Origin of the sequence: Pedobacter nyackensis, assembly GCF_032678475.1 — a bacterium.
In the GTDB taxonomy this organism is placed as follows: Bacteria; Bacteroidota; Bacteroidia; order Sphingobacteriales; family Sphingobacteriaceae; genus Pedobacter; species Pedobacter nyackensis_A.
Window position 1 is genome coordinate 164,037 of sequence record NZ_JAVTSF010000007.1, and the last position, 12,796, is coordinate 176,832.

Annotated in this window: 11 protein-coding genes; all 11 read left to right on the forward strand. The window is 40.1% G+C overall.

All coding sequences use genetic code 11. From position 1 onward, the window contains the following. Positions 1-19 precede the first annotated feature (19 nt). The 11 genes from R2Q84_RS20565 (at position 20) to R2Q84_RS20615 (ending at position 12,778) form a co-directional block, all read left to right on the forward strand. Positions 20-718 (forward strand): SGNH/GDSL hydrolase family protein, encoded by a 699-nt coding sequence (locus R2Q84_RS20565; protein ID WP_316818483.1) that lies wholly within the window; start codon positions 20-22, stop codon positions 716-718. 30 nt (positions 719-748) lie between these two features. Continuing rightward, the gene (locus R2Q84_RS20570; RefSeq protein WP_316818484.1) at positions 749-1,948 is read left to right on the forward strand and encodes an InlB B-repeat-containing protein; all 1,200 of its coding nucleotides are present in this window, start codon (positions 749-751) and stop codon (positions 1,946-1,948) included. A gap of 418 nt (positions 1,949-2,366) precedes the next feature. Next, entirely contained in the window at positions 2,367-4,595 is a 2,229-nt protein-coding gene (locus R2Q84_RS20575) for a heavy metal translocating P-type ATPase (RefSeq protein ID WP_316818485.1), read from the forward strand. Between the two features lie 27 nt (positions 4,596-4,622). After that, on the forward strand, positions 4,623-4,835 hold the full coding sequence (locus R2Q84_RS20580; RefSeq protein WP_316818486.1) for a hypothetical protein: 213 nt from the start codon (positions 4,623-4,625) through the stop codon (positions 4,833-4,835). A gap of 106 nt (positions 4,836-4,941) precedes the next feature. After that, complete coding sequence (locus R2Q84_RS20585) at positions 4,942-5,340, forward strand: HYC_CC_PP family protein (protein ID WP_316818487.1); 399 nt, start codon at positions 4,942-4,944, stop codon at positions 5,338-5,340. A gap of 136 nt (positions 5,341-5,476) precedes the next feature. After that, the gene (locus R2Q84_RS20590) at positions 5,477-5,827 is read left to right on the forward strand and encodes a heavy-metal-associated domain-containing protein (protein WP_316818488.1); all 351 of its coding nucleotides are present in this window, start codon (positions 5,477-5,479) and stop codon (positions 5,825-5,827) included. A 25-nt stretch (positions 5,828-5,852) separates the two neighbouring features. After that, positions 5,853-7,151, forward strand: a complete 1,299-nt coding sequence (locus R2Q84_RS20595; RefSeq protein ID WP_316818489.1) for an efflux RND transporter permease subunit — start codon at positions 5,853-5,855, stop codon at positions 7,149-7,151. Continuing rightward, the gene (locus R2Q84_RS20600; protein ID WP_316818490.1) at positions 7,148-9,085 is read left to right on the forward strand and encodes an efflux RND transporter permease subunit; all 1,938 of its coding nucleotides are present in this window, start codon (positions 7,148-7,150) and stop codon (positions 9,083-9,085) included. The genes R2Q84_RS20595 and R2Q84_RS20600 overlap by 4 nt, the downstream gene beginning before the upstream one ends. Continuing rightward, on the forward strand, positions 9,072-10,322 hold the full coding sequence (locus tag R2Q84_RS20605; protein ID WP_316818491.1) for a TolC family protein: 1,251 nt from the start codon (positions 9,072-9,074) through the stop codon (positions 10,320-10,322). Before R2Q84_RS20600 ends, R2Q84_RS20605 begins: the two co-directional genes overlap by 14 nt. Beyond that, positions 10,300-11,547: an efflux RND transporter periplasmic adaptor subunit gene (locus R2Q84_RS20610; RefSeq protein ID WP_316818492.1), complete on the forward strand. Its 1,248-nt coding sequence runs from the start codon at positions 10,300-10,302 to the stop codon at positions 11,545-11,547. Before R2Q84_RS20605 ends, R2Q84_RS20610 begins: the two co-directional genes overlap by 23 nt. Before the next feature lie 4 nt (positions 11,548-11,551). Next, the gene (locus R2Q84_RS20615) at positions 11,552-12,778 is read left to right on the forward strand and encodes an efflux RND transporter periplasmic adaptor subunit (RefSeq protein WP_316818493.1); all 1,227 of its coding nucleotides are present in this window, start codon (positions 11,552-11,554) and stop codon (positions 12,776-12,778) included. Positions 12,779-12,796: the final 18 nt, after the last annotated feature.

Genomic DNA, 12,796 nt, shown 5'->3' on the forward strand with positions numbered 1-12,796 from the left:
ACTCATAACAGTAAAAAATATGACAGCTTTTAAGCTTCTAATATGTACAATTTTAGCTCCCTTGTTTTTAGCGGTTGCCTGCGACAAAGTGAAAAGTGAAGAGCCGGGCAAAGAAAAACTACCTCAGAAAATTAAAAATGTAGTAATTCTGGGCAATAGTATCGTTGCCCATCCTGTTAAAACATCAATAGGATGGAACGCTGACTGGGGAATGGCCGCCTCTGTACGAGACAGTGATTTTGTGCATAGATTAATTCACAAGATTCATAAGGTTGACCCTGCGGTTGACATTTGTTACACCAGTATTGCGCCTTTTGAACTCAATTATGAAACCTATGATCTTTCACAACTATCGACATATAGAAATGCGGATATAATCATTATAAAAATCTCTGAAAATGTCGATTTACAGACCGCTGAAAAAAGAGGCTTTATCACCTATTATGATAAACTGATTAAATATTTAAACTCAAATCAGAAAAGTCAGATCATTATTTCAGATGGATTTTGGCCAAGCCCGGTGAACGAGCTCATTAAAACTTATGCGATTGATCATAAGTATCCTTTTGTGACTTTGCCAGATTTATACCGCGATGATGTAGCCAATTCGGCGAGGGGGAAGTTTGAAAACGAAGGAGTGGGCAACCATCCTTCAGATCAGGGTATGAGGAATATCGCAAACCGGATATGGGATTGCATAGCCAGATATTTTCAGTAGATAGTCATTAACTCATTTAATAATAAAATTATGAAACTGTCAATAAAAAGAAGAGAGTTACTCACTTTTTTAAGTACAATAATGGTTTTGCTGACATTGCTTTCCTGCAAAAAAAGCGAAGAGGAAACTGTATACAAAGTAACACTAATTTCAAACGGAGGAACCAATATTGCTCCTGTTATGGTAGTCGGAGGGCAGGTATTGCCGAAGAAGAAGTTGTCACCAAATCCCATTGTTAGTGATGGAGGTACATTTATTACCTGGTATGAGGATGCTGAATTTTTAAAGGAATTTGATTTCAATACGCCAATCACAAAAGACATCACCTTGTATGCTAAATGGTATTACAAGACTTTTAAAATTTCTTTTGTGATGAATGGCGCTGCAGTTAAAGCAGATGTAGATATTGTTGAAGGCAAATACCTTACAGTAGACAAGCCGGTTTATGCAGGTTTTGTTTTTGTTAACTGGTACGAAGATGCGGGGATGACCAAACCTTTTAACTTTAACGAACCTGTTACTGCCGATAAAACGTTATATGCAAGATGGGTGACACCATCACCTGCCGGTTGGTTCTCCATTGATGCAAATGGTGTACTGGTTGGTTGTGTACCTCCGGCAGGAACCGTAATTGTGGTTGTTCCGGATGGAGTAAAAGCAATTCCTGCATGGTTTATTTTAGCTAATGGTCTAAACGCACCAGGTAAGCCAGGTTTTCCGACAGGTAAAGATATTAAGGAATTTGTATTGCCAGAGTCGTTGGAGTCTATCGGAGAGGGGGCTTTTAAATATGCCGGTATAACTACCATAACAATACCTGCAAAAGTAAAGGTACTGGAACCCGTTTCTTTTGAAGGTTGCAGTGATTTGAAAAATTTCAGTTTTGCCGCTAACAGTTCACTGGAACGAATTAAAGGTAACGATAATAATAACCCTGTTATTGAGGCTGCTGCTTTAACCACCATTTCATTCCCTGCTTCCTTAAAATTTGTTGGTAAATATACCTTGTCAGGCTGTAATGCTTTGAAGGTGGTTACGTTTGAACGTTCAGCTTCACCGGTAATATTTGATTCGTTTTTACCAGGTGGTGGCGTATGGTTGTTTGGAGGGTATTTTCCTGCTAAAATAAGAATGCCTTCAACGGTTGTTGATCCTTTTGTTGCAGAGATGAGAAAAACGATGGGAGATTATGAATTTGAAAAAATGAAAGGTACGCTGGAAGGATATTAATGAATTTTTTTCAGATCCTTAATGGGACGGATAGATAGCTAGTGAAAGGCTTTACTAAACATTTAGTGTTCTACTGGTTTCAGTCGGTTTTTATCGAACAGAGTCGAACGAGAGACGAAGGAGGTCCCTCTTAAAAACGAGTTTGCTATTAAGGCTGATCCCGGGGCCCTACAAGCCTGACAATGATCTAAAAAAATAAATGCGTTTTCGGGGGTATGTTTGAATTTTATTAGCTAATATAATGTAAATCAAACTACCCCCGTGCGTTGTATGCGTTAAATACCTAGCCATGCGTTTTATGCGCTTTATTTGACAGAAGGATTATACCACTTACAGAATTCTATAAACTAATCTCTGAATCCTGTAAAAGAAGGAAGGGATTGTTGATTTATCTTTGTGTTGTTAAATAAAAACGATCATGAATAACAACATAGAAACGATTTCAATACCAGTACTGGGAATGACCTGTGCAAGTTGTGCAGTGAGTGTTGAATCTATAATAGGGGCACAGCCAGGCGTAGATAAAGCCGCAGTTAATTATGCGACTCAATCTGTTCAGGTAAGTTATAATTCTGATGTCGTACAGCCTGAAGCTTTTCAAAAAGCCGTTCAATCCATAGGTTATGATTTAATCATAGCGGAGGAAGGTGCTAAGGAATTACAGGAAGAAGTTCAGAAAAATAATTATGAAGCCTTAAAAAGGCGAATGATCTGGTCTTCGATATTGACTATTCCTGTAGTCATCATTGGAATGTTCTTTATGGATATGCCGAATGGTAATTATTATATGCTGGCATTGACCACTCCGATATTATTCTTTTTTGGACGTACTTTTTTCATCAATGCCTGGAAACAAGCTAAACATGGAAAAGCCAACATGGATACACTGGTAGCATTGAGTACCGGAATAGCTTATGTATTTAGTGTTTTTAATACTTTTTATCCGGAATTCTGGCATAGCAAAGGCTTACATCCTCATGTTTATTTTGAAGCTGCAGCCGTAATTATCGTTTTCATTATGCTGGGCAAATTGCTGGAAGAAAATGCAAAATCAAACACTTCCTCGGCCATTAAAAAGCTGGTAGGTTTGCAGCCTAAAACAGTAATTGTGATCACTGAAAATGGCGAAAAAGAGATTGCTGTATCCGATGTAAATATTGCCGATCAGATACTGGTACGGTCCGGAGAAAAGATTCCGGTAGATGGAGAAGTGTATGAAGGTAGTTCGTATGTGGATGAAAGTATGATCACAGGTGAGCCTGTAGCAGTCGCTAAGAAATCGGGCGATAAGGTATTTGCCGGAACTATTAATCAGAAAGGTAGTTTTAAATTTAAAGCAGAGAAAGTTGGTGGGGAAACGATGCTGGCCCAGATTATCAAACTGGTGCAGGATGCTCAGGGTTCTAAAGCGCCAGTACAAAAACTGGTAGATAAGATTGCCGGGATATTTGTCCCAATAGTTGTTCTAATTGCTATTGTTAGTTTAGCTGCATGGTTGTTGTTCGGTGGAGAACATGCCTTTACACAAGGTTTACTCGCCATGGTTACCGTTTTGGTGATTGCTTGCCCTTGTGCGTTGGGTTTAGCAACACCAACGGCAATTATGGTTGGTATAGGCAAAGGTGCAGAGAATGGTATTTTAATTAAAGATGCCGAAGCATTGGAGTTGGGTTATAAAGTTAATGCGGTTATCCTGGACAAAACAGGAACCATTACACAAGGTAAACCTGAAGTTACTCATGTGGAGTGGGTGGCTGAATTACCTAAGGACAAGACAGAACTGCAAGCAATATTAATTGCTTTGGAACAAGCGTCGGAACACCCTTTAGCAGAAGCTATCGTACGTAATCTAAAAAAAGATGGTATAAAAGGAGCTGCAGTAAGCGGATTCGAAAGTTTGACAGGAAAAGGTGTAATGGCAGTATTTGAAGGCGATAAGTATTGGGCGGGAAGTCATAAAATTCTAACTGAACAAAATGTAAGCGTAGATGTTGCTTTCCAGAAAAAGGTTACAGCGCTTCAAGAGCAAGCGCAAACTGTAATTTACTTTACCAATGCAACGCAGGTACTGGCGATTGTATCTATTGCAGATCAGATTAAAGCCGGATCAGCTAAAGCGGTAGCTGCATTAAGAAGTGAAGGTATTGAAGTTTACATGCTTACGGGTGATAACCAGCAAACAGCCGCTTCGGTTGCCAATCAGGTGGGGATTGATCATTTCAAGGCAGAAGTTTTGCCTTCAGATAAATCAGACTTTGTAAAACAGTTACAAGCTGAGGGAAAGGTAGTCGCTATGATTGGTGATGGTATAAATGACAGTCAGGCATTGGCACAAGCGGATGTATCTATTGCAATGGGTAAAGGTTCTGATATTGCTATTGATGTGGCTAAGATTACCTTGGTGTCATCTGATTTACAGCAGGTGCCGAAAGCTTTACGCTTATCAAAACTTACCGTGAAAGCCATTCGCCAGAATTTGTTCTGGGCATTTATTTATAACCTGATCGGAATTCCAATTGCAGCAGGATTATTGTATCCTTTCAATGGTTTCCTGTTAAACCCAATGATAGCAGGTGCTGCGATGGCTTTAAGTTCAGTGTCGGTAGTAGGGAATAGCTTACGATTAAAATTTGCAAAACTTATTTAAACAGTTCAATCATAAATCAATAATATCATGGAAACATTAAAATTCAAAACAAATATCAAATGCAGTGGATGTATAGCAACAGCAACTCCATTTCTGAACAATATCCCTGAGATCAGTAAATGGGAGGTGGATACCGACACCCCGGAAAAAATCCTTACCATAGAAGCCAGTGATGAACTGAACGCTGATACAGTAGTTAGTACGCTTGAAAAGGCTGGTTACGTAGCCACAATATTGTAAAGAAAAGTCATGAGCCTCAAAATAAGGCTAATGTAAAAGTCGTGTATAAAAAAAGAACGGAATTATATAAAAGTATTTCCGTTCTTTTTTTCAATCTTTGTGTATAATGAAAAGAATATTGCTCACCATACTTGCCATTTTCTATCTGGGTATAGCCAGTGGGGCAACTGTGCACTTTCATTATTGTATGGGCAAGCTGGTAAGCTGGGGACTGGAAAAAGAAACCGATAGAACCTGTGATTTATGCGGGATGCCCAAAACAGAGGACAAGAAAAATACGTGCTGTAAAGATGTTGAAAAGCAAGCTAAGGTCGAAAAATCACAGAACGCCAGTCAAACGGTGTATAAATTTGATCAGCTATCGACAGCACTCGTTCAACCCGAATTATATATTACTTACCAGGCTCCAATACCTGTAAAAATTACCAGGGAAGCATTAAGCAATGCACCCCATGATGGACGAGATATACCCGTTTATTTAAAAAACTGTACTTACAGAATATAATACCCTCTTTCTTTTAATTTTTGCACGTCTGTGCAACGAAAAAGCAAGGCATCATGCTGATTTTTATTTCAGCTCCCGATGTAGCCTGCTTGTAATTCAATTGTTATTTATACCATTTCATTAAATCGAAACTAAAATGAATTTATTTAAAACTCTTTCGGTAGTCGTATTGACTTTCCTTGGTAGTGCTGTATTTGCACAAACTAAAACAGAAAAAATCAATGTATTAGGTAATTGCGGTATGTGCAAAAAGAAGATAGAGACTTCGCTAAAAGTACCTGGAGTAAATTCCGCAGACTGGAATGTAAAATCAAAAGTGCTGACGGTAAGTTATGACTCGAGTAAAATCAGTAATGACCAGATCCAGCAAAATATAGCTGCTGTAGGTTATGATACTGAAAAGGTAAAGGCTAAAGATGAAGTTTACCAAAAACTACATAGCTGCTGCCGTTACGACCGTACGGCCAAACCAACAAAAGCACACTAAATAAAAAGAAAGAGGGTTATTATAAATGGTACATAAAATTATAGAATGGTCGATGCACAATCGGTTTATTGTGCTGGTACTTTCTATCGGCTTGTTTATATGGGGTGTATTTTCCATACAAAAGAACCCGATAGATGCAATTCCAGATCTGTCTGAAAACCAGGTTATCGTGTTTACGGAATGGATGGGCAGATCACCACAACTTATAGAGGATCAGGTAACTTATCCTTTGGTTACAAACTTACAGGGGATCCCCAAAATCAAATATGTAAGGGGCTCCTCGATGTTTGGAATGAGTTTTATCTATGTCATCTTTGAAGATGATGTAGATGTGTACTGGGCAAGGGAAAGAGTGATGGAAAGAATCAGTACGATCTCTAAAACTTTACCAGAAGGTGTTGCACCTCAGCTTGGACCCGATGGGACCGGTGTAGGGCATGTGTTGTGGTATACGCTGGATGCACCCGACATGGATTTAGGTGAGCAACGAGCTATACAAGACTGGTATGTGAAGTTTGCGCTTCAAAATGTACCAGGAGTAAGTGAAATCGCTTCCTTTGGCGGATTTCAGAAGCAATATCAGATTTCTATAGATCCAAATAAGTTGCTTTATTATAAGCTTAGCGTTCCTCAGGTTATTGCTGCGGTAAGGAGTAATAACAATGAATCAGGAGGTCGGAAATTCGAGATGAGCGACATCGGATATATTATAAAGACCTCCGGCTACCTGAAGTCTCTTGAGGAAATATCAAACATCCCGGTTAAGAATCAAAATGGTACACCAATTAAAATATCGGACTTAGCCACTGTACAGATGACAGGAGAAACCAGGCTGGGCATCTTCGATCAGGATGGTGAGGGAGAACGTGCGGGTGGTATTGTTGTGATGCGCTATGGTGAAAATGCCGCCGATGTAATAGATAAGGTGAAAGCCAAAATGGAAGAGGTATCAAAAGGATTGCCTAAGGGCGTTAAGTTTGATATTGTGTACGATAGGGGCGAATTGATTAAAGAGTCTATAGATTCAATTAAACATACCCTGATAGAAGAGATGATCGTGGTATCGCTTATCGTGTTTATATTCCTGTTTCACTGGCGAAGCGCTTTGAGTATCATTATTCAAATTCCAATTACCATTGCAGCCAGCTTTATTCTGCTCAATGCCTTTGATATTTCATCAAATATTATGTCGCTGACTGGTATTGCACTGGCAATCGGGGTAATTGTTGATAATGGAATTATCATGAGTGAAAATGCTTACAAGCATTTATCAGAGCGTTATGAGATATGGGAAAAGGATCAAAATAAAACAACAGTATCATGATTAGGTGGTTTAAAAATATATTTAAAAAATCTCCGGATTGGATTAGTGAAGAAGATCGCCTGGCGGTCATTACTAAATCCAGCAAGCAGGTTTCAAGAGGCGTGTTCTTTGCAACCGTCATCATCATTACTTCTTTTTTACCGGTATTTATGTTGACCGGACAAGAAGGGAAATTGTTCCATCCTTTGGCCTACACCAAGACATTTATCATGATTGTAGATGCTTTGCTGGTGATTACACTTGCGCCGGTATTGATTTCCTTTTTTATGAAAGGGAAATTTAAGCCCGACAATGCAAACCCGGTAAACAGAGTGCTGGAAAAAGTTTATGAACCTGTAATCAGAACTGTATTGAAGTGGAGAAAAACAACCATTGTTGTAAACGTTATTGCACTGTTGATTACCATTCCATTACTTAAAAACCTGGGTACGGAATTTATACCTCCTTTAGATGAACAGAGTATTTTGTTTATGCCGGTAACCTTACCTGACGTATCGAATGCAGAGGCTAAACGGATTTTACAGGTTCAGGATAAGATCATTAAGTCTGTTCCTGAAGTAGACAAGGTTTTAGGAAAAGCTGGTAGAGCAAATACGGCTACAGATAATTCACCGATCAGCATGATCGAGACTATTATTACTTTGAAACCAAAAAGCGAATGGCGTGAAGGGATCACCAAGAAAGATATAGTAACTGAACTGGATGCCAAATTACAGATTCCAGGTGTGGTAAATGGTTGGACACAACCGATTATTAACCGGATTAATATGCTGGCTACTGGAATTCGTACGGATGTGGGGATAAAAGTATTTGGTCAGAATCTGGACACCATCGCTTCAGTATCAGAAAAGGTTAAGGCTGCTCTTGAAGGCACACCGGGTGTGAGCGATTTGTTTGTAGAACCGATTACGGGTGGTAAATATCTTTCTATAGATGTAAAAAGAGCAGAGCTGGCACGTTATGGTTTGAATGTAGATGATGTAAATCAAGTTGTAGAAAGTGCGTTAGGTGGAGCAACTGTTGGCAATACCATCGAGGGAAGACAACGTTTTTCTATCAGCGTGCGCCTGGCACAAGAGTACCGTAACAGTGTAGAACGTATTCAGCGCATTCCAATACAGTCGGCCAGTTTCGGTGAAATCCCGCTATCGGCAGTAGCCGATGTGAAATTTGAAGACGGGCCACCAATGATCAGTTCTGATAATGCCATTTTACGTGGTGCAGTTATGTTTAATGTGCGGGATAGAGATTTGGGTAGTACAGTTCAGGATGCAATGGAAAAACTGAATAAAGAGAAAGGTGTTCTTCCTGAGGGATATTTCCTGGAATGGAGTGGCCAGTATGAAAACCTGATCCGGGGTAAACAAACGCTGATGTGGATTGCGCCAGTTGTTTTGGTCATCATTTTCTTCTCTTTATACTTTGCATTCCGTTCTGTAAGAGAAGCATTTTTAAGTTTGATCACTGTTCCATTTGCGTTAATTGGTGGTGCTTACATGATTTATTTCTGGGGGGTAAACCTTTCTGTTGGTGTGGCTGTAGGTTTTATCGCTCTGTTTGGTATTGCCGTAGAAACGGGTATTGTTATGGTTATTTACCTGAACGATGCGATGCAACAGTTGATTAAGTTAAAAGGTAATTCAAGTGAGACGATTACAAAAGAGGATTTGAGGGAGTATGTGATCCATGGAGCGGCGAAAAGATTAAGGCCAAAACTGATGACGGTTTGTGTATCATTATTTGGATTGGTGCCTGTGTTATGGGCAACTGGAGTAGGGGTAGATGTGATGCAGCCCATAGTATTACCGATGATTGGTGGGGTATTGACTTCTTCTACACACATTCTATTGGTTACACCACTGATCTTTTTGATGTCTAAAGAATATGAATTGAGGAAATACGGAAAACTGGAGGTGCACGATGTACAACATTAAGAGAATAACAGTTTTGTTGCTGTTGCTGCCTTTTTATGTAGGCGCACAGGAAACACCAGTATTGTCGCTGGATACTGTTTTGCAAAGAATAGACAAAAATAATCTATTGCTACAATCCTATGGTTTAAAAGCAGAGAGTTATAAGCATACGGCGAAAGCTGCTACAGCATGGATGGCACCCATGATAGGTGTAGGGACGTTTATGACACCTTATCCCGGACAGATGATTATGGATGAGGGGGACAAAGGTGCAGTGATGGTACAGTTGGAGCAGGATTTTCCTAATCCCACTAAGTTGAATGCCAATAAGCGTTACATCGAATCAAAGGGGAAAGTAGAGCATGAAACCCGTGGTGTTACGCTAAATGAATATAAAGCACAGGCTAAGCGCCTGTATTTCGGTTGGCTGGTTGCACAACAGAAGATTAATGTGCTACAAAAGAACGAGAAGATTATGGAAACCATGAAGAAGATTGAAGAGATCAGGTATCCATATAATCAGTCGAAATTAGGTAGTGTATATAAAACTGCGGCTAAGTTGGAAGAGAACAAAAATATGATCAGGATGCAGGAAGGCGATATCGCCCGTGGTCGTGCCTGGTTAAACAGTTTGATGAACATGAAAGGAAACACGAGCTTTTCCATAGACACTACGTATCAACCTGTTTTTGTCCCTGCTGCTGCCATTGATACTGCAAGTCTTGCTTTGGCAAGAAATGATATTAAGAAAATGGATTATAGCATTCAATCTATGCAGTTAAACATTGAGGCGATGAAGAAACAAAGCAGGCCTGATTTTAAATTGAGGTTTGATCACATGTCGCCGCTAACCAAAATGATGCCTAAGGCTTATAGTATTATGGGGATGGTGAGTATTCCAATTGCTCCATGGTCTTCAAAGATGTACAAGTCGGAAGTAAAAGGGATGGAGTATGAAGTACAAGCTATGGGTAAAGAGAAAGCAGCCATGCTGCAGGAAACCCAGGGCATGTTGTACGGCATGCAATTCGAAATTCAATCCATGCAAAAGAGGATTGAAGCTATGGAAAATAAGATCATTCCAAGTCTGCAAAAGACACTGGATGTGAATTTTCTAAGTTATCGTGAGAACAAGATGGAATTACCAGAGGTAATTGATTCCTGGGAAGCACTGACGATGATGCAGACCAATGTATTGGATGAAAAATTAAAACTTTATTTAATGATTGCCGATTATGAAAAAGAATTATATCGTTAATAGTGTTAAGCTACGCGCTTATGGCCTTGTAGCGATATTGATGATCGGCGTACTGGTCATCAGTTCCTGTAATGGTAAAAAAGGCAATAATAATGCCGGACATGATGACCCTGGCGCGTTAAATATAGACAGCAATCTTGCGCACTTACTTAAACCATCCAATGAACAGGTCGTATCAAAATTGCCCTTAATTAAGGCGGAATATGGCACTAAAATATTGATGGAGGAAGCTCAGGGGATTATTAGTTATGATACGCGTAACCAGGTTAGTATAGCCAGCAGGGTTAGTGGCCGGGTAGAGCGACTCTTGATCAAGTATAACTATCAGCCTGTTCGTAAAGGGCAGCTGATTATGGAGATTTATTCGCCTGATCTCGCTGCAGCACAACAGGAATTGTTGTTTTTGAAAAGTTCGGAAACAGATCAGATGTTATTGCAAAAAGCAAAACAACGTTTAATGTTGTTAGGCATGACAGCAGATGCGGTTAATCGTGTACTTAAAACAGGCAAGGTAAACTATCGTATTCCTGTATATAGCAATGCTGATGGGTACATTCTTGAGCAATCCGTAGCAAGTTCAGCGACTGCAGCGCCAACTGCGGCTGCACCGGCAGCATCGGGTGGCGATGGAATGAGTGGTATGGGTGGGGCATCTGCTTCACCTTCTGCTGCTGCGCCAGCTGCCGCTCCGGTAAGTTCACCGGTTATGTTACGTGAAGGACAATATGTGAGTGCAGGGCAGTCGCTTTTTACCATTTATAATGCGGACAGGTTAATTGCTGAGTTTTCTTTTAAACCAGCGCTGGCTATGCAAATAAAAAAGGGAGATAAGTTTGTGTTCTATAAAACAGCTGATAAAAGTACGATGCAGAGTGCAACAATTGGAATGATACAGCCTGTGTTTAAAGACGGCGTAAATTTTACCATTGCCAGGGTGTATTTGAGCAAACCAAACTTTAGAGTCGGTGAATTATTAACCGCCAGAATTCCTGTTTTGCTATCGGCTTCATGGTGGTTACCTGAATCTGCCTTGGTTTCATTGGGTAACCAGACTGTTCTTTTTAAAAAAGAAGGTAATGTGGTGATCCCAAAATCAGTAAAGACCGGGGTTATTCTTGGTGGAATGGTTCAGGTTAAAGAAGATATTAGTAACTGGGAAGTGAGTGGGAATGCAGCTTACCTGGTAGACAGTGAGAGTTTTATCAGAGAACGTTTTAAAAACTAAGACTATGGAACGGAAATTATTTATAAAAGGAATAGCTCTTATGGCGCTTGCTCCATCTGTGTTTGTAGCTGCATGTAGTAGCGACAAAAAAACGGAAGTCGGAGCGGCAAAGACAAAACAGCAGACTTTTACTTGTCCGATGCACCCACAGGTAATCAAGAACGAGATGGGTACATGTCCGATTTGTGGGATGGATCTTGTACCATTTGAAAAAAACAGTAATGATATGGCGCTGAAAGTAGACGAAAAACGTCAGGCTTTGGCTAACATTACTACAGTGATCATTGGTGGAAATACTTTGTCTGGCACGAAACAATTAAATGGAAGGCTCACCGTTAATCCAGAGCAGAGTAGCTATATTTCCAGTCGGATTGCAGGCCGGATAGAACAGTTGTATATACGGGAAACTGGAGTAAAGGTAAACAAAGGTCAGCCTTTGTATAAGCTGTATTCTGAGCAGCTTGCTACTTTACAGCAAGAGTATCTAATGGCTGTTGCACAGGAGAAACAGTTTCAGGGCGATAAAATAGAGCGACAGATTGTAGCTGCTGCCAGGCAAAAGCTATTGTTATATGGACAATCGGAAAGTCAGGTGCAGCAGTTGTTGAAAAGCCAGAAGAAAGATCCTTTCATCATGTTTTACGCACCTGAGAATGGCGTAGTGGCTGAGTTATCAGTAACGCAGGGACAATATGTAACTGAAGGAAGCCCGATATTACGATTAGAAGGTTATGGACAGTTATGGGTAGAAGCTGATGTTTATCCGAATGAAGCTTCTAAAATCAAAATGGGGCAAAAGGTGAAGGTTGTTGTTACTGGTTGGGAAGATCAGCCACAGGAAATGGTAATCAGCTTCATTACTCCCTCACTGCAGTCGGGTACGCAGCTTACACAGGTTCGTGGCAGTATTCCTAATCCCGGCAACCAATGGCAACCAGGCTTACAAGTCAATGTTTTTCTTCCTTCAGTAAATAAAGGTGATGTACTAACGCTGCCGGTCGATGCTGTAATCAGAGATGGAAAAGGTATGCATGTTTGGGTAAAAACGGCGAAGGATAGCTTTGAACCAAGACTTGTAAAGACCGGAACAGAGAACGATAGTCAGGTAGAAATTTCCGAAGGTTTAAAAAATGGGGATCAGGTTGTGGTATCCGGAGCCTATCTTTTGTATAGTGAGTACATCCTTAAAAAGGGGAAAAATCCTGCAGAAGGACTTGAAATCAAATCATAATTATTAATTATAAAAAAA

Coding starts and splice junctions, on each gene's coding strand:
- R2Q84_RS20590 (WP_316818488.1), top strand. CDS start 5,477: ATGAATTTATTTAAAACTCTTTCGGTAGTCGTATTGACTTTCCTTGGT.
- R2Q84_RS20585 (WP_316818487.1), top strand. CDS start 4,942: ATGAAAAGAATATTGCTCACCATACTTGCCATTTTCTATCTGGGTATA.
- R2Q84_RS20570 (WP_316818484.1), top strand. CDS start 749: ATGAAACTGTCAATAAAAAGAAGAGAGTTACTCACTTTTTTAAGTACA.
- R2Q84_RS20575 (WP_316818485.1), top strand. CDS start 2,367: ATGAATAACAACATAGAAACGATTTCAATACCAGTACTGGGAATGACC.
- R2Q84_RS20565 (WP_316818483.1), top strand. CDS start 20: ATGACAGCTTTTAAGCTTCTAATATGTACAATTTTAGCTCCCTTGTTT.
- R2Q84_RS20580 (WP_316818486.1), top strand. CDS start 4,623: ATGGAAACATTAAAATTCAAAACAAATATCAAATGCAGTGGATGTATA.
- R2Q84_RS20600 (WP_316818490.1), top strand. CDS start 7,148: ATGATTAGGTGGTTTAAAAATATATTTAAAAAATCTCCGGATTGGATT.
- R2Q84_RS20610 (WP_316818492.1), top strand. CDS start 10,300: ATGAAAAAGAATTATATCGTTAATAGTGTTAAGCTACGCGCTTATGGC.
- R2Q84_RS20615 (WP_316818493.1), top strand. CDS start 11,552: ATGGAACGGAAATTATTTATAAAAGGAATAGCTCTTATGGCGCTTGCT.
- R2Q84_RS20605 (WP_316818491.1), top strand. CDS start 9,072: ATGTACAACATTAAGAGAATAACAGTTTTGTTGCTGTTGCTGCCTTTT.
- R2Q84_RS20595 (WP_316818489.1), top strand. CDS start 5,853: ATGGTACATAAAATTATAGAATGGTCGATGCACAATCGGTTTATTGTG.